General features: G+C 54.8%; 22 protein-coding genes. 10 read left to right on the forward strand and 12 right to left on the reverse strand.

Annotation, left to right across the window (positions count from 1 at the left end; genetic code table 11):
- Positions 1 to 9 precede the first annotated feature (9 nt).
- The 8 genes from OES20_07565 to OES20_07600 form a co-directional block, all read right to left on the reverse strand.
- Entirely contained in the window at positions 10 to 1,587 is a 1,578-nt protein-coding gene (locus tag OES20_07565; GenBank protein MDH3634547.1) for a sulfatase-like hydrolase/transferase, read from the reverse strand.
- A gap of 115 nt (positions 1,588 to 1,702) precedes the next feature.
- Positions 1,703 to 2,632, reverse strand: a complete 930-nt coding sequence (locus OES20_07570) for an ABC transporter permease (protein MDH3634548.1) — start codon at positions 2,630 to 2,632, stop codon at positions 1,703 to 1,705.
- Positions 2,629 to 3,609 (reverse strand): ABC transporter permease, encoded by a 981-nt coding sequence (locus OES20_07575; GenBank protein ID MDH3634549.1) that lies wholly within the window; start codon positions 3,607 to 3,609, stop codon positions 2,629 to 2,631. Before OES20_07575 ends, OES20_07570 begins: the two co-directional genes overlap by 4 nt.
- A 67-nt stretch (positions 3,610 to 3,676) precedes the next feature.
- Positions 3,677 to 5,233, reverse strand: coding sequence for an ABC transporter substrate-binding protein (locus OES20_07580; GenBank protein MDH3634550.1), 1,557 nt, complete (start codon positions 5,231 to 5,233; stop codon positions 3,677 to 3,679).
- Positions 5,234 to 5,313: 80 nt separating this feature from the next.
- A complete protein-coding gene (locus tag OES20_07585) occupies positions 5,314 to 7,032 on the reverse strand; it encodes an ABC transporter ATP-binding protein (GenBank protein ID MDH3634551.1) in 1,719 nt (572 codons plus the stop codon).
- A 174-nt stretch (positions 7,033 to 7,206) separates the two neighbouring features.
- A complete protein-coding gene (locus OES20_07590; protein ID MDH3634552.1) occupies positions 7,207 to 7,944 on the reverse strand; it encodes an HAD family hydrolase in 738 nt (245 codons plus the stop codon).
- On the reverse strand, positions 7,935 to 8,855 hold the full coding sequence (locus OES20_07595) for an aminotransferase class IV (GenBank protein ID MDH3634553.1): 921 nt from the start codon (positions 8,853 to 8,855) through the stop codon (positions 7,935 to 7,937). Before OES20_07595 ends, OES20_07590 begins: the two co-directional genes overlap by 10 nt.
- Positions 8,848 to 9,405 (reverse strand): DUF1285 domain-containing protein, encoded by a 558-nt coding sequence (locus tag OES20_07600; protein ID MDH3634554.1) that lies wholly within the window; start codon positions 9,403 to 9,405, stop codon positions 8,848 to 8,850. The genes OES20_07595 and OES20_07600 overlap by 8 nt, the downstream gene beginning before the upstream one ends.
- A 197-nt stretch (positions 9,406 to 9,602) precedes the next feature.
- Here OES20_07600 and OES20_07605 point away from each other — a divergent pair, with 197 nt between their 5' ends.
- The gene (locus OES20_07605; GenBank protein ID MDH3634555.1) at positions 9,603 to 10,340 is read left to right on the forward strand and encodes a hypothetical protein; all 738 of its coding nucleotides are present in this window, start codon (positions 9,603 to 9,605) and stop codon (positions 10,338 to 10,340) included.
- A 133-nt stretch (positions 10,341 to 10,473) separates the two neighbouring features.
- Positions 10,474 to 12,366: an adenylate/guanylate cyclase domain-containing protein gene (locus OES20_07610; GenBank protein ID MDH3634556.1), complete on the forward strand. Its 1,893-nt coding sequence runs from the start codon at positions 10,474 to 10,476 to the stop codon at positions 12,364 to 12,366.
- A 61-nt stretch (positions 12,367 to 12,427) separates the two neighbouring features.
- On the opposite strand, the gene moaD is transcribed toward OES20_07610, so the two are convergent.
- The gene (gene moaD / locus OES20_07615; protein MDH3634557.1) at positions 12,428 to 12,682 is read right to left on the reverse strand and encodes a molybdopterin converting factor subunit 1; all 255 of its coding nucleotides are present in this window, start codon (positions 12,680 to 12,682) and stop codon (positions 12,428 to 12,430) included.
- 5 nt (positions 12,683 to 12,687) lie between these two features.
- Complete coding sequence (locus OES20_07620) at positions 12,688 to 13,956, reverse strand: molybdopterin molybdotransferase MoeA (protein ID MDH3634558.1); 1,269 nt, start codon at positions 13,954 to 13,956, stop codon at positions 12,688 to 12,690.
- Positions 13,957 to 14,198: 242 nt separating this feature from the next.
- On the opposite strand from OES20_07620, the gene OES20_07625 reads away from it, so the two are divergent.
- The 6 genes from OES20_07625 to OES20_07650 are packed head-to-tail and all read left to right on the forward strand — an operon-like array spanning position 14,199 to position 19,160.
- Positions 14,199 to 14,678 carry a 4Fe-4S dicluster domain-containing protein gene (locus tag OES20_07625; GenBank protein ID MDH3634559.1) on the forward strand — a complete coding sequence of 160 codons (480 nt, stop codon included), beginning with the start codon at positions 14,199 to 14,201 and terminating at the stop codon, positions 14,676 to 14,678.
- An 18-nt stretch (positions 14,679 to 14,696) separates the two neighbouring features.
- The gene (locus OES20_07630; protein ID MDH3634560.1) at positions 14,697 to 16,547 is read left to right on the forward strand and encodes an aldehyde ferredoxin oxidoreductase family protein; all 1,851 of its coding nucleotides are present in this window, start codon (positions 14,697 to 14,699) and stop codon (positions 16,545 to 16,547) included.
- 51 nt (positions 16,548 to 16,598) lie between these two features.
- Positions 16,599 to 17,849, forward strand: a complete 1,251-nt coding sequence (locus OES20_07635) for an FAD-dependent oxidoreductase (protein MDH3634561.1) — start codon at positions 16,599 to 16,601, stop codon at positions 17,847 to 17,849.
- On the forward strand, positions 17,849 to 18,100 hold the full coding sequence (locus tag OES20_07640; GenBank protein MDH3634562.1) for a MoaD/ThiS family protein: 252 nt from the start codon (positions 17,849 to 17,851) through the stop codon (positions 18,098 to 18,100). Before OES20_07635 ends, OES20_07640 begins: the two co-directional genes overlap by 1 nt.
- Positions 18,101 to 18,105: 5 nt before the next feature.
- On the forward strand, positions 18,106 to 18,420 hold the full coding sequence (locus OES20_07645; GenBank protein ID MDH3634563.1) for a hypothetical protein: 315 nt from the start codon (positions 18,106 to 18,108) through the stop codon (positions 18,418 to 18,420).
- Positions 18,417 to 19,160, forward strand: a complete 744-nt coding sequence (locus OES20_07650; protein MDH3634564.1) for a HesA/MoeB/ThiF family protein — start codon at positions 18,417 to 18,419, stop codon at positions 19,158 to 19,160. Before OES20_07645 ends, OES20_07650 begins: the two co-directional genes overlap by 4 nt.
- A gap of 25 nt (positions 19,161 to 19,185) precedes the next feature.
- Here OES20_07650 and mobB read toward each other — a convergent pair whose 3' ends face one another.
- Together mobB and mobA are read right to left on the reverse strand one after the other, a co-directional pair.
- Complete coding sequence (gene mobB / locus OES20_07655; GenBank protein MDH3634565.1) at positions 19,186 to 19,719, reverse strand: molybdopterin-guanine dinucleotide biosynthesis protein B; 534 nt, start codon at positions 19,717 to 19,719, stop codon at positions 19,186 to 19,188.
- A complete protein-coding gene (mobA, locus tag OES20_07660) occupies positions 19,716 to 20,309 on the reverse strand; it encodes a molybdenum cofactor guanylyltransferase (GenBank protein ID MDH3634566.1) in 594 nt (197 codons plus the stop codon). Before mobA ends, mobB begins: the two co-directional genes overlap by 4 nt.
- A gap of 245 nt (positions 20,310 to 20,554) precedes the next feature.
- Between mobA and OES20_07665 the strand changes: the two genes are divergently transcribed.
- Positions 20,555 to 20,755, forward strand: coding sequence for a DUF6494 family protein (locus OES20_07665; protein ID MDH3634567.1), 201 nt, complete (start codon positions 20,555 to 20,557; stop codon positions 20,753 to 20,755).
- Positions 20,756 to 20,770: 15 nt separating this feature from the next.
- Positions 20,771 to 21,292 carry a molybdenum cofactor biosynthesis protein B gene (moaB, locus tag OES20_07670; GenBank protein ID MDH3634568.1) on the forward strand — a complete coding sequence of 174 codons (522 nt, stop codon included), beginning with the start codon at positions 20,771 to 20,773 and terminating at the stop codon, positions 21,290 to 21,292.
- Positions 21,293 to 21,332: the final 40 nt, after the last annotated feature.

Genomic DNA, 21,332 nt, shown 5'->3' on the forward strand with positions numbered 1-21,332 from the left:
TGATATTCCTTACCAGCGGCCGATGATGATACCCCGGGATTCATCCCGCCCGGGACCCATGGCTGCCAGGTCGTCATACGATGCACCAACGCGGGGTTTCAATCGACGACGCGAATCGATCAGCAGTTGCCGCATATCCCTGCGAATTTTACTGTGGTCCAGGTCCTCGCCGAGATCGTTTAACTCATTCGGATCTCTCTGCATATCGAACAGCTGGGGTCGATACAGGTTATGGTGAATATATTTCCAGCGTTGATCACGGACCATGGTTGCGCGGCAATCATAGGGCGCGATATCGAGCAGGGTTCGAGGCCCGCGGTCCGAATAATCGATCTCACTTAAAGCGTACTGCCGCCAGTCGGCTGGCGCGCTATGTGATCGTAGTAGCGGCATCAGCGAACATCCTTCGACTCGCTCGTGGCAGATATTGCCACCAGCGAATTCGATAAACGTCGGCAACAGGTCAATCGCCTCGACCATCTCGTTGCAGACGCTACCGCGGGTTTCATCGGCGGTCGCGTTTGGGTTGACGATGATCAACGGGATTTTTACCGAGGCTTCGTGGAACAGGTCTTTTTCTCCAAGCCAGTGATCACCCAGGTATTCACCGTGATCACTGGTGAACACCAGCATCGTTTTTTCGAAGATACCGGTTTGTTTCATGTATTCGAACAGGCGCCCCAGTTGATCATCGATCTGTCGAACCAGGCCCATGTAAACCGGAATAACACGTTCGCGCACATCTTCACGCGCGAAGCTCTCGCTGTATTCCTGCTCCATAAAGGCCCGGTAAACCGGATGCGGGTTGTGTAACTCCTTGTCGGAACGCACCACAGCCTGGACATCCTCGCCGCTATAGAGGTCGTGATACGGTGCGGGAGCGATCAATGGCCAATGTGGCTTGATATAGGAGAGGTGCAGACACCAGGGATTATCGTCCTCTTGCTGTTCCAGGAAATCGATCGCCCGGTTGGTTAAAAAAGTAGTCTCCGAATGCGCTTCGTCAACCCGCGACGGGTAGACCGAGTTACGCAGTCTCCAGCCTGAGCGAATATTGCCATCTTTGTCTTCGCCGCTATTGGCGTATTCCTGCCACGGATTTTTGCCGGCGTAACCGGCGCGATTAAGAAATGTGGTATAGCCGTGGTTGTCAGGCAAACTTCCGTCCGGATATAAACCTTCGTGCAGCTCGAAAGGTTCGTAACCGCCGCTGCCGGAATGCCACATAGAGTCAGATTCGGATGTAACGCCGAGCGACTCCATTGCTGCGGCACTTTTCCGGTTGTGAGCTTTGCCTACCAATGCGCTGCGATATCCCGAGGGTCTCAGGTAATCGGCGATCGTCAGTTCGTCCACTCGCATCGGGTCTTCGTTGGCCATTACCCCGTGGCTGGACTGGTAACGCCCGGTATAAAAACTGGCACGCGACGGGCCGCAGATCGGCGCCTGGCAATATGCATTGTCAAAACGCACACCGCGTGCGGCCAGTGAATCGATGTTCGGAGTATGGAGTTTCAGGTGCCCGTAGCAGGACAGGTAGTCCCACCGTAGCTGGTCGCACATGATGAACAGAATATTTCGCGGCATTACACAGAATCCAATGACGTTATCTCCGCCGAAGCGGGGATCTCTAACTGATTGGCTACCAGTTTATACAAGATTCCCGCTTTCGCGGGAATGACTTTTTATGATCGTAAAGTCATTAATCCTTGTATAGCCGCGGGTTGAATACATCGCGCAGGAAGTCTCCCATCAGGTTGATCGCGATGACGATGACGACCAGGAAGAAGCCGGGGATCAACGTGATCCACCAGGATCCCGAGTAAAGGTACTCCTTGCCAATGCTGATCAGCGAGCCGAGGCTGGGCTCGGTGACCGGCATACCGAGGCCGAGAAATGAAAGAGCCGCTTCGGTAATAATCGCGTTGGCGATTTGTACGGTAGCGATGACAAATATTGGGGACAGGCAGTTCGGCAAAATGTGTTTGAACATGATGCGAATTGGCCCAAAGCCCATCACGTGCGCGGCATCGACATATTCCTTTTCTTTTTCTCCGAGCACCGATGAGCGCACCGTGCGGGCAACTTGCGGCCATTCGGCTAGTCCGATAACGAGAATCAGGATCAGCATCGCCCAGTTACTGTAGGTTTCGCCGCCGAAGGCATTTTTAACGATGGCAAGAACGATGATAGCCACCATCAGCGTCGAAAACGACAGCTGCACATCCGCGATTCGCATCAGTATGTTATCGACACGACCGCCGATGTAACCCGATACCAGGCCGATGACGATGCCAATTGCAGCCTGCAGTAATACCGCGAATATACCGATCAGCAGTGACACGCGCATGCCATAGAGAATCGTGCTCCAGAGGTCGCGTCCCTGGTCGTCGGTGCCGAGTAAAAAACGTTGGTCCGCTCCCTCGAACCAGACTGGCGGCATTTCTGAATCCATCAGGTCGATTTGTGTCAGATCGTATGGATCGAACGGCGCGATCAGCGGCGAGAACAACGCCATCAGTGCCAAAATCAGGAACAGAGAACTCGCAGCAATTGCGATTTTGTCGCGCTTGTAATAATGCACCAGGTCGGATTGCAGCATTTGCTGCCATCGCGTCGTGACTGCGTTCATTGCCTGCGCCCAACCAGATCAACCATTGGGTTGATCACACCATAAAGCAGATCGACTAGCGTATTGACAACGACGAACAGGAAACCGACAAACATAATGTAGGCGGTGATCAGCGGGATGTCGGAGCGGTTAACCGCTTCGAGAAACATGAATCCCATCCCCGGCCACTGAAACACCGACTCGGTCAATATCGTGTAGGCGACCATGATGCCGATTTGCACACCGCCGACGGTAATCACCGGCAACATCGTATTTTTAAGGGCATGCTTGAGGTAAACCGGCATCGCGGACAGGCCCTTGGCGCGTGCGAACTTGACGTATTCGGAACTTAAGACTTCGAGCATTTCTGCACGTACCAGACGAATAAACAGCGGCAGCATGATGGATGACAGTGCAATTGCCGGCATGATGATATGCACGATGCCGTCCCAGCTGGCGAAATTGGTACTCCAGTAAGCCCACACCTGTACCACCTCACCGCGGCCGAAAGAGGGCATCCAGCCCAGCGTGATCGAAAAAATGAATATCATCGCCAGTGCGGTAAGGAATACCGGGATTGATATACCGACGACACTAACCGCCATGGTAAAACGGCTAAACCAGTGGCGCGGCTTGATCGCGCAAAAAACGCCCATCGGAATCGACACGAATATGATGATCAGCGACGCGGCGAACGAAAGCTCGAGCGTAGCCGGCAGCTTTTTGAGGATGACGTCGAGTGTCGGCTCCTTGAAAAAATAGGAAGTACCGAGGTCCCCCTGCAGCGCGCGGGTGATAAAACGGCCGTATTGTACCAGTAGTGGATCGTTGAGACCCAGTGATTCGCGCAGGTTGGCGCGCTCCACTTCCGACATCGACATGGCAGCCAGTTCCCGGGTCGGATCGCCCAGCGTGTCCTGGATCGAAAAACAGAACAGGCTGATGATGAGCATCACGATCGCCGCCTGCAAAACTCTTCTGAGCAGGAACTGGATCATGTTACGAGAAAATACTCCGGGCGGAAATCGCCCGGAGCAGGTTATCGGGAGCTGATGACGAAGTCATCTAGTTGATGACGAGATCACCCAAGTACGGGAAGTTGAGCGCGTTTACGATTGGATCGATGTTAACGCCCTTGCGTGCCGCCCAGGCGAGGTTTTGCCAGTGCAGCGGGACAAACCCGGCGTCCTGGTAAATCTTGGCCTCGATGTCCTGTAGCATTTTCGCGCGCTTGGTGGAATCGGTTTCAGCGTTTGCCATCATGGTATTCTTATCGACGTAGTCGCTACTATAGTTACCCGAATTGTAAACACCCATGCCGGTGCTCTGATCCGGGGTCATCGCCAGGAACTCGAAAAAGTTGGCGCTGTCCTCGGTGTCGGAATGCCAGCCGATCATCATGATATCCGCGGCGCGGTCGTCGAATGCAGGCCAGTATTGCGCCTTGGGCATGGTTTGCAGATCGACCTTGATGTTGATTTTTGACAGCATCGTGGCAACCGCCTGGGCGATTTTATCGTCATTAACGTAACGATTATTCGGCGCCATCATGGTGACGCTGAAGCCATTCTCGTAACCCGCGTCTTTCATCAGCTGTTGGGCGAGTTTTAGGTCAAAGCGGGGTTTGAGTTTGGGATTGTAACCGAGATAACCCGCGGGGCTCATCTGGCCGGCCGTGGTCGCAAAACCTTTCATGATTTTTTGGACGATGGCCTCGTTATTAACCGCATGAACGATTGCCATGCGGACGCGCTGATCGCGAAACTCGGGACGACGTTCCTGGTTCATCTGAAACGTGATGATACGCGTGCCGGGCATTGTGACCAGATCAGCGTTGCTGGCTGAGCGAATCTGGTCGAAGTCATTTGGCGATACCGGCGCGATGAAATCTACATCACCGGAGAGCAGCGCTGCAACCCGTGTTTGCTCATCCTTGATCGGTGTAAAGATAATGCGATCAACATTACCGGGAGAACCTTTGTCCCAGTAATTCGCAAAACGCTCGAAGACGATTTTAACGCCCTGTTCACGTGAAGTTACCTTAAACGGACCGGTTCCGGACAGGTTGGTTGAGGCAAACGATGCGCCATTTTTAACGATCGCGCCCTTGTCGTTACCGTTGGCATCGGTTCCGGTGTAAAACTTGCTGTCCATCGGGAAAATGTAGGTCGCAGTATGCAATACCAACGGGTAAGGGCCGCTGGTTACCAGGTCGATGGTGTGATCGTCGATCACATTGAGCTCGGTGAAATTGGCAAATATGCCCTTGAAATCGGGACTCACCTTGAGGCGATCGAAGGTCCATTTAAAATCCGCTGCGGTCATCGGGTTGCCACTGTGGAACTTGACGCCCTTGCGCAGGTTAAAGCGCACCGTGGTCGGATTAAGGCGCTTGTAGCTGGTCGCCAGTCGATTTTCAAATGCCAGGTCCTTAGTCCAGCGGATCAGCGGATCAAAGGACATATGTGAGAGTTGTAAAATACCGCCGGATAATTGCTCGTGAATATCCAAAGTCACCGGATCGGCGTCATAAGCAAGCCTTAGATCTTTTGCATTTGCCGTGGTGAAGGATAGCAGGCTCGCCATCACCAGGCAGGTAGTAAGTAGAAAACGATTTTTCATGGTGGATACTCCTTCAGTCATTTGTCATTGGTTATGCCTACAGCAGTTTTATTGAAAAAAACCGAAAAATTTTTATATTATTAGTGTGTTATATCTTCATGCTCATAAATACTATCGAATCGCGGCATTAGCGCAAGTAGCTCGATGCTGTATTCGTTTCGCGGGCTTTCGAAAAAATCTTCGCAATCCGCAGTCTCAAGTATGCGCCCACGGCGCATGATTGCAACCCGATCACACATTTGGCGGATGACTGGCAAGTCGTGACTTATAAACAGCATGGTCAGACCAAGTTCGTCCTGCAAGTCCTTCAACAGGTTCAATATCTGTGCCTGCACCGATACGTCGAGCGCCGAAGTCGGCTCGTCGCAAATTAAAAGTCGAGGCCTGCTCGCGAGTGCCCGGGCGATTGATATACGTTGGCGTTGACCACCCGAGAATTCGTGTGGGTAGCGACGCCCCATCTGGCGACCCAGGCCCACGTGGTCGAGCAGATCGCCGACGATCTGGCTGACTTCCTGGGGTGGCGCAAGTCGATGAAACAGGATCGGCTCGGCGATGATATCGTTAACCTTCATGCGCCCATTGAGCGATGAGTAGGGATTCTGGAACACCATTTGCATTTGCAGTCTGGCTTGTTTTACGGCTTCATGGTCCGGGTTATTAAACAATTCAACTCCGTCGAACCGGATCGAACCGCTGTTGGGTTGCTGCAATCCGGCCACCATGCGGGCAATCGTGGATTTGCCTGATCCGCTTTCGCCGACCAGCCCGAATGACTCTCCCTGTTTGATGGTCAGATTGACATCCTGGGTGGCTTGCAGGTATCTACGGTTCTTTTCGAGAAACGCATCGCGTGTAATAAACCGCAGGTTCAGATTTTCGATTTCGAGGAGGTTTTCACCACCCCCATGTCTCGTGCTCTGCCCCAGCCAGTGGGTAGAGACATCGATATGCTTGAGACCCTTGGCGGTGGTTTCGATATATTCAACCAGTGGAAAGCGATCAACCTTGATCGTCGATCTAGGTACGGCGCTGATCAGGCTCTTGGTATAGTCGTGTTTTGGCGCGGTCAAAACCTGAGCGGTCTTCCCGATCTCTACCAGCTTACCGCGATACATGACTGCGACGCGGTCGGTCACGCTTGCGATGACGCCCATATCGTGAGTTACCAACAGGCAACCGACCTGGCGTTCCTGGCACAGGCATCGAATCAATGAAAGGATCTGGTCTTGTACCGATACGTCCAGTGCAGTAGTGGGTTCGTCGGCGATCAATAACTCGGGTTCGCCGGCGAGCGCGATCGCAATCACGACACGCTGACGCATGCCGCCCGAAAACTGATGCGGAAATTGCTTGATGCGAATTTCGGGATCGGGGATGCCAACCTGGTCGAGCAGATCGATCGCGATCCGCAAAGCTTCTTTCTGACTGTCAACGCTGAGATTGGTAAGAATGGTCTCGATCAACTGATTTTCAACGGTGAACAGCGGATTCAGCGATGTCATCGGGTCCTGAAAAATGAAACCCACGCGCGAGCCCCGAACCTTTAAAATTTCCTTGTCGGTGAAAGTAGAGATCTTGGTATCGTTGAGGTATATGTCGCCTTTTGACACCCGACCCGGTGGGCTAAGCAATTGTACGATACCGTTGCCGATAGTTGATTTACCGGCGCCTGATTCACCCACGAGCCCCAGAATTTCACCGGCTTCGAGATCAAAACTGACGTCTTCGACTGCATAATCGGTTTCGTATCGGCCGGGGAATTCGATACTTAGATTTTTTATACTTAACAGCGGCATTTGCTATTTGGCCTTGATTTTTAGCTGCTTGGGCGAAACGGGATGCTAACGCGCTCGTCAATAAATTGCTACTTCTCAGGGCTGCCGATCAACTGTGCCTTCAGGTTATAGGGCCAGGCATTTGTGATTCCGGTAAGCATTAAATAATTAGACCGGTAGAATCGAATCTTTAAACTAGTACCGTAAACGGTGTTGGTACAGGATTTCATAGGATGGGCGTGCGTGTAACGCTATCTGTTTATCCTTGTCCGAAAGCGTATATTTTTGTTCGCGATAGGGTGCGAACCCGGTCGAGTTGCAGACCGAATCATACCAGTACTTTGCCCAGACCCCGTCGCTATCGCGAGGACCTTTTGGCCAACTGAGCATTTCGGGTCCAAACTCGATGTCGAGCTTTGTACAGATTGCTTGCAGCATGGTAGCCGGGTCCAGCAGGAACTCGCGGCTATCGATGACCAGGGGGATCTCGCCGGTCATGGCGCGCACCTGATCGAATAACTCGGCCTGCTGGATGAAGCCGATATCCTCCAGCGTCGCGTCACTGCGCACCGCGGCATAGGACGTTATTACCGCTTCGGGTTCGCGGATCAGGAAACAGTTGACCATTTCGGATAGCCAGTCACGCTCGATTTCCGGTAACAGGTGCAGGGTCATGTGTTTCTGGTAGAAGATCTGCTTACCTCCCGGTATGGCGCCGGTGCAACGCTCGATGATCGCGTCAACGTCGGTGCCCTGGGCTTCAATCACTTCAGCCGCGCCCGGGTGTGGTAAACCGGTTGCCTGCAGGTAATAACCATACAAGGGCTCATCCCACACGACGCAATCGTTTCGATTCTCCCAGGCGCGCATCAACGCGGTCGAGATATTGCGGGGTCCCGACCACATCGCAATACGCAGTGGGGTTACGCGCATTCCTGCTCGAGCATCGCGAGGTAAAGCTGCTGCAGTTTTTCGACCATTGGGCCGCGTTTGCCGTCACCGATGGTGCGGCCATCGATTTCGCGCACCGGTGCCAGGCCTGCAAAAGTGCCGGTCACGAAGGCTTCGTTTGCGCTGTAAACATCGGTCAGGCTGAAATTTTTCTGCCTCACCGGGATCTGGTTCTGCTCGCACAACTCGATTACCTTGCCGCGGGTTATGCCACCCAGGCAGTAATCGCCTGTCGAGGTCCACACCTCATCCTTGCACACGATAAAAAAATGGGTCGAGTTACAGGTGGCGACAAAGCCATGGGGGTCGAGCATTAACGCCTCGTCGGCCCCGGCCTTGGCGGCCTGGATGCAGGCGGTAATGCAGTTCAGCTTGGAGTGACTGTTGAGCTTCGGATCCTGCACGTCGGGATAGCCGCGGCGCACGTGGACCGTGAACAGCTTGATGCCCTTGCACGCGGTCTCGGGGAGTGCCTGCTTGTACTCCGGAATAATCACGATGGTGGGGGCTGTGATCGTAACGCGGGGATCCTGGTAGGGTGTCGCCTTGATCCCGCGCGACACCATGAGCCGGATGTGAACGCCATCCTGCATGTTGTTTTTTTCAAGCAGGCGGTAGAGGCGTTCGCCGAGTTCCGCGGCAGTTAATTCCATTTCCATATCGAGCGCTTTTGCGCCTGCATATAACCGCTCGAGGTGTTGCTCGAGAAACGCGATCTTGCCCCGGTGTACGCGCAATCCTTCCCAGACGCCATCGCCAAGCACGAAGCCGCTGTCGAACACCGATACTCTGGCCTCGTCACGTGCAAAAAATTCACCATTGATATCGATGAAGATGTCCGCGTTGCGCGGATCGTCCTGATACTCGTGAGTACCCTTGGTCTGACTATTCATCGGTGCTTCCTAATTCAAATTCCTCGCCCATACTCGAAATGCTCAGGTAAACGGCACCATCGCGTTCAGTTTCATCCGCGAGATTGAGCAGGTCGTAAAAAGCGCTGCGGCTGATCAGTGCATCCAGGCCTTCGCGAAAATGTACATAGGGTCGAGGTTGGTTGGTGTTCGTGTCGATATCGACACGAACAGGGTGATCGCGATCGACGATGATTTGTTCACTTGTGTTGGTGGTAAACACGATTGCCTGTTGACCATTTTCCTCGATGCGATCGACCAGGTTTGCAACAAACGGCGCATCGTCCACCTGGATGCGCAGTTTTTCGGCGGGCGTGACGAGGAAGTACTCGTCACCTTCGCGACGCAGAATCCCGGCAAACAGCTTCACCATGGAATCGCGCCGGAATGGGCGCCCCTCATGAAACCAGTTGCCATCGGCTGCGATACGGATATCGATCTCGCCCTGATTTCGAGGATTCCAGTCACGCCTCGCCGCCCGGGTTGTTTCACTGGTCCTGATATTGGCGAGAATTTGATCGAGTTGGGACATGCGTGTTTGTTTAATTTAACCAGCCACGATGTTATCCCCGGCGTGGATTAATGTCATCCTGTGCTTCGAGCCGCTACAAATGATCGGTGCTCGCACTGAACTGCCGGTTTTTCGAGACGGCTCACGCGATCTATCGAAAACGAATCAGTTAATCTATACTTTTACCACTTGCGCCATCCATGAGGAAACAATCCACCATGAAACGCAGAGGATTCGTCAAGCTGTGTGCGTCAGCGCTCGCCAGCATTACCGCCAGTCCCCAGTTACTGGCCCGGGAGAATCATGTTTATCATCGATACGGCAAGGTTGCCCTGATCGATCCCAATAGTGGTGAACCGATGCGGGCGGCGTCGCTGAACGTGGGAGAGGCTTACCTGTTCCACTACCCGTTTGTGTCCACGCCGTGTTTTCTCATAGACCTGGGCAAGTCAGTCACAACCCGAAGTAATCTCAAGACCCGCGACGGCGAGCTCTATCGGTGGCAGGGCGGGTCGGGGCAAAAAAACTCGGTGGTTGCATTCTCCGCGATTTGTGCGCACAAGATGAGCCACCCGGCACCATCTGTAAGCTTTATCAACTATCGGCATGGAAAAGTCAGGTTTCGTAACAGCAATGATGAACTCGAACAACGCGCCGGCGTCATATACTGCTGTTCGGAAAACAGCGTGTATGATCCCGCACATGGGGGTCGAGTACTCGGGGGCCCGGCACCGCAGCCGCTGGCTTCAATTGAGCTGGAATACGACAGGAGTGAAGATATCTTTTACGCTACCGCCACGATTGGCGGCGAAATGTTCGACCGTTATTTCAGGAATTTCCACGATCGGCTGGTACTGCAACACGGTCGAACCGATATCGATCGGGCATTGACCGGGACCACCGACCTGGTGCGACTCAGGGATTACACCGAAAACCAGGTGAGCTGCCAGGCTTGAGAAAAAGCGGGACCGAATAAGACTCCTGCCTCCGCGCAAACAAGGCTTCAAAGTAAAATCAAATGCCTGAATCAAATTTCCGGACGCAATCCGGTGCTGCTACTATTGGCTATTGTTTCCACCTGGTTTAGCGATGGCGGATAAGCGATTATCGGGCAAGCTCGCAGTGATTCTGCATGCGGATGTCGTGGGATCCACGATGCTGGTGCAACAGGATGAGCAAAAAGCTCACCAGCGCATCCAGGATTCTTTCCAGCGTTTCGGTAAAACCATTTCAAACTATCATGGCCAGGTTCGTGAACTCCGCGGCGATGCGCTACTGGCCGAGTTCGAACGTGCCTCGGATGCGATCTCCGCGGCGCTGTCTTTTCAATCAGACCAGGCGAATTACAACGCGCAACTCGATGACGATATCCGCCCACTGGTGCGGGTTGGGATCGCCATGGGTGAGGTCGTGATTGCCGATGACACGATCACGGGTGCAGGTGTGGTGTTGGCACAAAGGCTGGAGCAATTGGCGGATCCCGGTGGGTTATGCATAACACCGGCAATCCGTGAAGCGATGCCGCGGCGCCTGCCGTTCGAGCTTGAGAATATCGGTGAACAGCAATTAAAGGGATTCGATGAGCCCATTGGCGTTTACCGGGTCGTATTGACCCCTGGGGCAGCGGTCCCATCTCCCGAGCCGGGCCGGAATAGTGACGCTGCGGTGGGCTCGCAAAAGCTCAGAATTGTGGCAACCGCAGTTGTACTGGCTGTTTTTGCTGCGGCTACCTATGGCTTTGTCACCTGGCAATCAAGGGAACCTGTCATTCCCGAATCCACAGATCAGATTTCATCCGAAAAACCCTCGATAGCGGTTTTACCTTTCGACAATATGAGCGGTGACCCTGAGCAGGAGTATTTCGCCGATGGAATTACCGAGGATCTGACCACCGATTTGTCGAGAATCTCGGGATTGTTCGTGGTTGCTCGTAATTCGGCTTTTTCCTACAAGGGCAGATCGGTCGACGTACGTACTGTCGCCCAGGAACTGGGCGTGCGTTATGTTCTCGAAGGCAGCATTCGACGCGCCGATAACCAGATTCGGATCAATGCGCAGCTGGTTGACGGATCCAATGGCGGTCATATCTGGGCCGAGCGTTTTGATGGCACTATGGCTGATGTGTTCGCCTTGCAGGACCAGGTCAACCGGAAGATTGTCGCCGCACTCGAGGTCAACTTGACCTCGGCAGATGAAAAAAGATTCGACCATGTCGAGACCAAAGTTCCGGAGGCTTATGACAGGTTGTTGCTCGGGATCGAGCAGTACAACACCTTTACCCCTGATGCTGTTGTCGAAGCCCGTGAGATTTTCAAACAAGCTGCGGCTCTCGATCCAAACTACGCGCGGGCCTATGCCAACATCGCGTTAACGCATGCGACAGAAGTCAATTTTTTCTGGTCGAAGGATCGTGAAGGATCCATTCGGCTAGGGCTGGAGTTTGCGCGCAAGGCCCTGGAACTGGACGATACTATTCCACAGATATACCTGACGCGAAGCATTCTGTATCTGTCGCAGCGTCAACACCAGACCGCGCTCGAGTCGGCCCAACGCACGATTGAGGTCCACCCGAATTATGTTGATGGATATGCAACGCTGGCGTTTATTTCGAGCTATTCGGGTAACTTCGAAAAAGGGCTCGAAGCACTGGACCAAGCGATACGCATCAATCCGCAGGGCACCGGCGTTTATCTCGCCGTCAAAGGCCGCATTCTTTTTTTAATGGAAAAATACGATGACGCCGTACCGGCACTCGAGGAAGCGCTTGATCGAAATCCGGGATTCGACCGGATTCATTTGCATCTCGCAGCAGTCTACGCTCAGCTCGGACGAATCGAGGACGCCGAATGGTCGGTGGAAGAGGCGCTCGCAATCAATCCGGATATCACGCTGGCGAAGGAACGCCGCGAGAGTATCTATCGGCGCGAAAGCGATCTTGAGCATTACGTGGATGCCTTGCGTAAGGCCGGGGTACCCGAGTGAAAATCTGCCGCCATCCCCGCGCCGAATCCCACGTTATCCCCGCTTGCGCGGGGTAGACGGATCAACCGCCGGTGACCGGGGGAAAGAAGGCGATTTCGTCGGTGTTGCTGATTTCTGCAGTCGGTTCGCTCATTTCCTGGTTGATTGCCACCAGTATTCGGGTGTCACCGTTAAACTCGCTATCAAAGGGCTCTCCACGTGCCCGCAATAGCGCAACCAGGTCGGCAACTGTCTTGCAATCCGCTGATAAATTTATTTCCTCTGATTTAATGCCCAGCGATTCGGCCAGTCGCGCAAAATAGAGAATATCAGCCATTACCCTTAAAGGGACCAGTCGAAGAACTGGATATTGACTTCGTCACCGGCCTCGACGCCGTCGTTTTCATCGGGCAGTACGATAAAGCAGTTGGCGCGGCTCATCGACGTCAGGATACCGGATCCCTGTTTGCCGGTTTTGCTGACCTGCCATTCGTTATTGTCGTCCAGCATGGCGATACCGCGCTGGAACTCGTAGCGCCCCGGCTTCTTGCGCATCGCATCGAGTGCACGCGCGCGAAACAATGCCGGGCGTCTGGATTTGGCGCCGGCCAGAGCATCGATCGCGGGCACCACGAACTGGCTGAAGGTCACCATTACCGCGACCGGGTTACCGGGTAAACCCATGAAAATGCTGGCGTCGATCTGGCCAAAGGTCAACGGTCGCCCCGGCTTGATCGCGATTTTCCAGAACTCGGTCGTACCGAGTTCTGACAGTGCCGGCCTGATGTAGTCGGCCTCCCCGACCGAAACACCACCGGTGCTGATGATCAAATCAGCCCGCTTCGATGCATTATCGAGCACTTCGCGCATGGCTGTGGGTTCATCCTTGACCACGCCGAGATCGATGATGTCGACTGCCATGGGCGATAGCATGCCGTGCAGGCTATAGCGATTACTGTCATAAATCTTGCCCGGCTCGAGCTTTTCACCAATTGAGACCAGCTCGTCGCCGGTGGAGAAAAATGCGACTACGGGTTTGCGCTTGACCTGGAGTTGACCAATGCCCAGCGATGCCAGCACGCCGATATCGGCCGGGCTGAGTCTGACGCCAGCGTCAATCACGATTTCACCGCGGGCAACGTCCTCGCCGGCCAGGCGGATATTTTCACCGACCCGATGATCAGAATCGACCCGAATCCTGCCGGTTTCGGTAATTTCCACCTGCTCCTGCATGATCACCGCGTCGGTACCCTCGGGTACCAGTGCCCCGGTCATGATGCGCACGCATTGTCCTGGGCCACAGTCACCACTAAACGGGGTGCCCGCAAAAGCCGTGCCGACTTCTTCAAGCTCGGTAATTTCCCCTTTTGACAGGCTGTCGATGGCAACCGCAACCCCGTCCATTGCTGAATTAGGCAGCGGCGGAACGTCATGCGGGGACTTGACGGCTTCATTGTTTACGCGGTCAAGGCACTCACGAATCGGCAGGCGCTCGCAGGCGTGGACCGGTAGTACGCGTTCCTGGATTTTGTTTAACGCATCGCCGAGGCTGATCGATTCCGGGTCGAAGGGATCTGCACAGCTGGGCGCGGAAGAAATTTTGTTGCTCATGAAACGGAGTGTAGTCGCTTAGGAGCGTAATTGAGGCACAGACAGGGTAAAAATGGTAGGGGTAACACCATTTTTTTGTGGCTGCGGCCAATCCTTTTAGTAAAGTGGATTAAATTTAGGGCTTGGGGCTATAAAAGCAGCGGCGAGAGTGGTATTTTTACGCCTTGACCGAAAGCGTTCCAGCGGGATCAAAGAGCCGTGTTCCGGCGGGAATGACAATAACGACACAATCGGAGGATACAATGCAGAAATCCCTTAACATCGATCCCGGGAAGTGTACCGGCTGTCTCCAGTGCGAAATGGCCTGCTCCTACGAGCACACGGGGACCTTTAATCCATCTCGATCGTACATCAAGGTATTCACTTTCCACCAGGAAGGGAGGTTTGCACCCTATACCTGCACCCAGTGCGATGAAGCCTGGTGTATGCGGGCCTGTCCGGTTGACGCCATCAGCGTCGATATGGCCACCGGTGCCAAGGTAATCTCCGATGACAAGTGTGTCGGCTGCAAGGTCTGCACCATCGCCTGCCCGTTCGGTACCGTCAACTACTCGCAAGCGACCGGCAAGGTCGTTAAATGCGACCTCTGTGGCGGTGACCCGCAGTGTGCGGCAGCCTGTCCTACCGGTGCGATCACCTATGTCGACGCAGACTGGACCGGTTACGATCGCATGCTCGCCTCGGCAGCCAAGAGTCTGCCATCCGCCGAAGCAACCGCTTAACAATGGGGGTAACGAATCATGTCATGGACAAGAAAAATCCTGAGGGTAGATCTCTCTAAAGGTACCTGTACTTCCGAACCGCTCAACATGGATTGGGCGAAACTATACCTGGGTCAGCGCGGACTGGCGTCAAAATACCTGACCGATGAAGTCGATCCGAAATGTGACGCACTCGGACCCGACAATAAACTGATCATGGCCACCGGTCCGCTGACCGGCACCATGGCTTCAACCGGTGGACGCTACTCCGTCATCTGCAAGAGCCCGCTGACCGGCGCTATCGCCTGCTCGAATTCTGGCGGTTTTTTCGGCGCGGAATTGAAATTTGCTGGCTGGGATATGATCATCTTCGAGGGCAAATCGGATAAGCCGGTCTACCTGCTGATCCAGGACGATAAGGCCGAGCTGCGCTCTGGAGACGGGATCTGGGGCAAGTCCGCCTGGGAAACCGATGATATCCTGCACCAGACCCACCAGGACCCGCAACTGCGAGTCGCCTGTGTCGGGCGTACTGCTGAACACGGTTGTCTTTATGCGGCGGTCATGAACGACAAGCACCGCGCTGCCGGACGCTCCGGTGTCGGTACCGTCATGGCTTCGAAAAACCTGAAGGCTGTCGCGGTACGCGGTACCGGTGGAATTGGTAACGTCCACGACGCCAAGGCCTTCATGGCGGCGACCAGTGACGGCAAGGCGATACTTGCCGAGAACGCGGTTACCGGCCAGGGACTGCCGGCCTATGGCACCCAGGTGCTGATGAACGTCATCAACGGAGTAGGCGCCTTGCCGGCCCGCAATATGCGCGATGTCGGTTTCGAAGGCGCGGAGCATATCTCTGCCGAGGCCATGGCCGAACCGCGCAAGAGCGACGGCAAGCCCAACCTGACCACGAATGGCGCCTGCTTCAGTTGCACCATCGCCTGTGGTCGCATCTCGACCGTCGATCCGACGCATTTTTCGGTCAAGGATAAACCGCAGTACCAGGGGGCATCCGGTGGTCTCGAGTACGAAGCCGCCTGGGCGCTGGGTGCCGATACCGGTGTCGATGACCTCGATGCGCTGACCTATGTGAATTTCCTTTGCAACGAGGATGGCATGGATCCGATTACCTACGGCGCAACCGTGGCCGCCGCGATGGAAATGTTCGAGGACGGGGTTATCACGACCAAGGAAACCGGGGGTATCGAACTCAAGTTCGGCGGCGCCGAGGCGTTTGTTGCGATTACCGAGCAATTTGTCACCGGCGAGGGATTTGCGAAAGACCTGGGATTAGGCTCGAAGCGACTGTGCGAAAAGTACAAGCGTCCGGAATTGTCGATGACGGTCAAGGGCCAGGAATTCCCAGCCTACGATCCGCGCGGTATCCAGGGCATCGGTCTCGCTTATGCCACTTCAAACCGGGGCGCCTGCCATCTCAGGGGTTACACCATAGCCTCCGAAGTGCTGGGTATTCCGGTCAAGACCGAGATGAACGATACCGACGGCAAGGCCGAGCTGGTCAAGGCGTTCCAGGACGCGACCGCACTGGTCGATTCCGCTGGATTGTGCGTCTTCACGACTTTTGCCTGGGGCATGGATAATATCGCGCCGCAGATCGACGCGGCCTGTGAGGGCGACTGGAGCGTCGAAAACTGCCTCGAGACCGGTGAGCGCATCTGGAACATGGAGCGCCTGTTCAACGAGGCCGCCGGCTTTACCGCCGATGACGACACGTTGCCCAAGCGCCTGCTCAAGGAGATCATCAAGAGTGGCCCGACCGAGGGCCAGGTTAATCGCCTCGGTGAAATGCTGCCCAAGTACTACGAGGCCAGGGGCTGGACCGCCGACGGCAAGATCCCGGACGAAACCCGGCAACGTTTATCATTGTAACCTCGAACCCCTCGCCGCAAGGCGGGGGGTTTTTCCTTAAAGAGCACTGACATGCAACATATCATCATAGGTGCAGGGCCCGCGGGCGTGGTAGCAGCGGAAACCCTGCGTAAAACAGACCCTGAAGCACAAATCACGATTATCGGCGATGAGCCGGAACCGCCGTACTCGCGCATGGCGATCCCGTATTATCTCATTAGAAATATCGATGAAACCGGAACCTACCTGCGTGATCCCGGGACGCATTTCGGCGCCCTGAATATCGAAGTCGTGCAGCAGCGCGTCGACAAGATCGACGCCAAGGCGAAATCGGTAACACTGGCCGATGGTAGCTCACACGCTTACGACAAGCTATTGATTGCCACGGGTTCACATCCAATCAGTCCGCCGATACCGGGGCTCGATTTGCCGCAGGTACATTCCTGCTGGACACTCGAAGACGCGCGCAACATCGTCAAGCTGGCGCAGTCCGGGTCCAACGTGGTGCTCATCGGCGCCGGCTTTATCGGCTGTATTATCCTTGAGGCACTGGTCAAGTGCGACGTGCATCTTGCCGTGGTAGAAATGGGTAACCGCATGGTACCCCGCATGCTGGACGAAAAGGCCGGCGGATTGCTTGAATCCTGGTGCAAGAACCAGGGCATCGATGTGCATACCTCCTGCAGCGTTGACGGGATTGCCGAAGCCGGGGACGAGGTCGAAGTGTCGTTAAGCGATGGCAGCAAGCTGAGTGCCGCGCTGGTGATTACCGCGACCGGGGTCAAGGCGAATACCGACCTGGTGGAAGATACCGATATCAATATCGACCAGGGCATACTGGTGAACCGGCGCATGCAGACCAGTAATCCGGACGTCTACGCGGCGGGCGATGTTGCGCAAGGCGTAGATTTTTCTACCGGTAACTTCGAGGTACAGGCGATCCAGCCTACCGCGACCGATCACGGACGTATTGCCGCGCTCAACATGGCGGGACAGGGCGATGAACATCATGGTACGCTGAACATGAATGTCCTCGATACCGTGGGTTTGGTTTCGTGCTCGTTTGGTCTGTGGATGGGGGTTGATGGCGGTGAAAGCGCCGAGCTCTATAATCCCGACGAATTTCAGTATATCAACCTGCAGTTCGATGGCGATCACCTGGTTGGCGCCAGCAGCGTCGGCAAGACCCAGCACGTCGGTGTGCTGCGAGGATTGATCGAGTCGAAGATTCACCTGGGTGAATGGAAAGCCCGATTGATGCAGGATCCGACCGCGATCATGGAAGCCTATGTCGGCTGTACCCAGGAACTCGGGTATGCCTGATGCAGATCAGCATCGAGTTTTATGCATCGTTGATGAAATACCTGCCGCCGGGTAAGAGCCGTTTCAGACGCGAAATAAAGGTCGACCAGGGGCTCAAGCTCGCCCGCCTGATTGAACAGTTTCATATCTCGCCCGAGGAGGCACATCTGGTGCTCGTTAACGGGTTATTCGTCTGTGGCGAAGATCGCGCGGGGTGCGAACTGGTTGAAGGCGACGTCGTCTCGATCTGGCCGCCAGTTGCGGGTGGCTAGGCAACGTGCCCGAGTCGACCGTGGTCGAATATGAAATGGGTTACGGCGCTGAAGAATTCGGCAATGTACTCAACGGGCCCTTCAGCGGAGACCAATCAGGATATCTCTGCAGGCAGATAGAAAGCCATCACTGGGCGCTCGAACAGCCGGGCGCGACATTTGATCTGACCATTAAAGCCATCGAGAAACCGCCGCGCAAACTCGGCCTGTTCAACCTGCCCGTGCTGGATGTACGTTTTACTTTTACCGATACCGAGACCCCTTTGCGCGATCAATTTTTCCATCGCTTTCACCAGTATTTTCACAAGGGTGGCGGATGAACCCGGCGCAGAAAGATCGCTACGCGCGTCATATCCGCCTGTCGCAGATCGGCGAAAAGGGTCAGCAGGCGATCCTCGATGCGAGCGCACTGATTGTCGGCGTTGGCGGTCTCGGCTCCCCTGCAGCCATGTACCTGGCCGCGGCGGGCATCGGTAAGCTCATTCTGAGCGATTACGATGTCGTCGAAACCTCGAATCTGCAGCGCCAGATTATTCATAACAATGCTTCGGTGGGAGAAAACAAGGTCGATTCGGGTCGGCAAACCGTGCAGGCGTTGAATCCCGACTGCAAAGTCGAAGTGATCGGCTATCAACTCGAAGGCGAAGAATTAAAGCAGGTCATCGAATCGGTCGATATCGTACTCGATTGCACCGACAATTACCCAACCCGCTTCGAGATCAATCGCTATTGCGTCGAGACCGACACGCGCCTGGTAATCGGTGCGGCGATCAGGCTCGAGGGTCAGATCATGAATTACCAGCCGGATGCCAACAGCTCTTGTTACCAGTGTCTGTACTCGCATGCCTACGGCGCCGAGGAATCCTGTGAGTTTGAAGGCGTACTGGGCCCGGTGGCTGGCCTCATCGGTACCCTACAGGCCGTGCAAACCCTGCTGATCCTGGCCGGTCAGGGTGAAGGATTGGTTAATCGGTTGTTACTGTTCGATGCCTTCGCGATGCAGTGGCAATCCGTAACCCTGCCCAAAAACCCGAACTGCCCGGTCTGCAGCAAGAATTGATCTTCACCGTTTCGCTTGCAGTTCGTTAGGTAGTTTCGGTTGTGGAATAGAAATCCACGTAGATGAATTCTGCGATTGCATTGACATCGTTAATATCGAGCACCGGGATTTCAATCTCCGCGGGTGGGTTTGCATCGCAGGCCAGCGCGATCACGGATGCATCGTTCTGGTAAAGGAAAGGTTTGCCCAGGGTTTCGCGATGCAGTTCTATTTTCGGGAACTGGATGTCCTTGTAACCTTCAACCAGGATGATGTCGGCGCGCTCGGTATCGAGCATGTCGATGATTTCATGCAATTCCGGTTCATCGGCGGGTTCGTCGAACTCGGTGATGAGCGCCATGCGGGTGGTCGTGCAGATGACCGTCTGGTCGGCACCGGCCTTGCGCAATTCGTAGCTGTCCTTGCCCGGGAAGTCGAGTTCAAAGTGGTGGTGGGCATGCTTGATCACCGAAATCCGCAATTCGCGCGCCTTGAGCAGCGGGATCAGTTGTCGCAACAGCGTGGTTTTGCCGGTTCCGCTGTAGGCGCTAAAGCCGAGAATGGGTATCGAGGTGCTCATTGCCGGGCCTGCAGCTGTTGCTGATCCGTGGGTGTGTTGATATTGCGAAACATGTCCGCGCAATCCGAGAAATCGGTTTGCACAAAGCCATGCGAAGCATACCAGCGGTCGATCTTGCGGTCGCCGCTATCGAGAAATTCGAGCAGGCTCGGCCGCAGATCAACCTTGATCAGCGCGTGCACCGGTTGCAGTCGCTTACCGTCGAAGGCGACGTGGATAGGGGCATTAGTTTGCTCGTGGCTCAGGATAAATCGAGCAACGTAGTCATTTACCAGCAGCGGGCTATCGCAGGGTAGCGTCACGATATAGTCGCTTGCAACCGCGGCCATGGCGCTGGCAAAGCCGGCCAGCGGACCCTGGTAATCCTCGAGCTGGTCACTGATGACCGGGTGGCCGAAATTTCGGTAACGATCGTGATTGCGATTTGCATTGATTATAATGTCAACCGACTGCTGTTCGAGATTGTCAATCAGAAGAGATACCAGCGGCTGACCATTGAACTCGATCAGGCCCTTGTCCTGACCGCCCATGCGCCTGCCCTGACCGCCGGCGAGAATCACCGCGGTGATGTCTCTGGTGCCTATGCTCATCGCATTTTGGACTGACGTACCGAATCCAGTTCAACCACTGTAGAAATGGAGATTGCTGTTTCCTCGCCAGTTACCGGAAAATTCATGATCAGAAAAGGCCTGGTGCGTAAAATGGGGTTTGTCCTGCTGTGTTTGAAATCGAGCTGCAGTGTACCAATCCGCGTCGGGTTGCGTCGAATTTTCGTTGGGGTGGTCAGGTAAAACGGTTAAACTGCCAGCTCCAGCTTAATCAATACGAGGTAGTAATGGACGAAGAAGCCCTGAACATGTCGATACGCAAATTTCTGAAGAAAGTCGGTATTACATCGCAGCGCGAAATCGAACGTGCAATAGATATCGCCAATACCGAGGGACGCCTAGACGGCAATCCGGTCAGGGTCAAGATCACGCTGGAATGCGATCTGATCGACGACGCCCTGTCGATCGAAGACGAAATCAAGTACTAGCAGCGGGCGCGAACCATGAGTCAGGATCGAGAATTCGTGCCCTTGAGGATAGCGGTATTGACCGTGTCTGACTCGCGCGACGAGGCAACCGACAAGTCGGGCGCCTTACTGGTTAAAATGCTTGGCGCATCGGGCCACCCGCTCGCCGAGAAAGCCATCGTTCCGGACAACAAGTATCGCATTCGTGAAGTGGTCTCGCGCTGGATTGCCGATGAATCGCTGCCGGTTGTTTTAACCACCGGGGGTACTGGTGTTACCGGCCGTGACGGTACCCCCGAAGCGGTCACGCCGTTGCTCGATAAGGTTATCGACGGTTTTGGTGAAACCTTTCGCAGCCTTTCCTACCAGACTATCGGCACCTCGACCCTGCAATCGCGTGCGATAGCGGGCGTGGCCAACGGTACCTATATATTTTGCCTGCCGGGTTCTGCGGGAGCCTGCAAGGATGCCTGGACGCAGTTGATCAGTAGCCAGCTTGATTACCGAACTCGTCCCTGTAACCTGGTTGAGTTGATGCCGCGATTACGCGAAACCTAGAATTCAGATACTTCGGTTTCATCGTGGTCAGTTGTCTGCT

This window comes from Gammaproteobacteria bacterium, from assembly GCA_029862005.1.
Lineage (GTDB): Bacteria > Pseudomonadota > Gammaproteobacteria.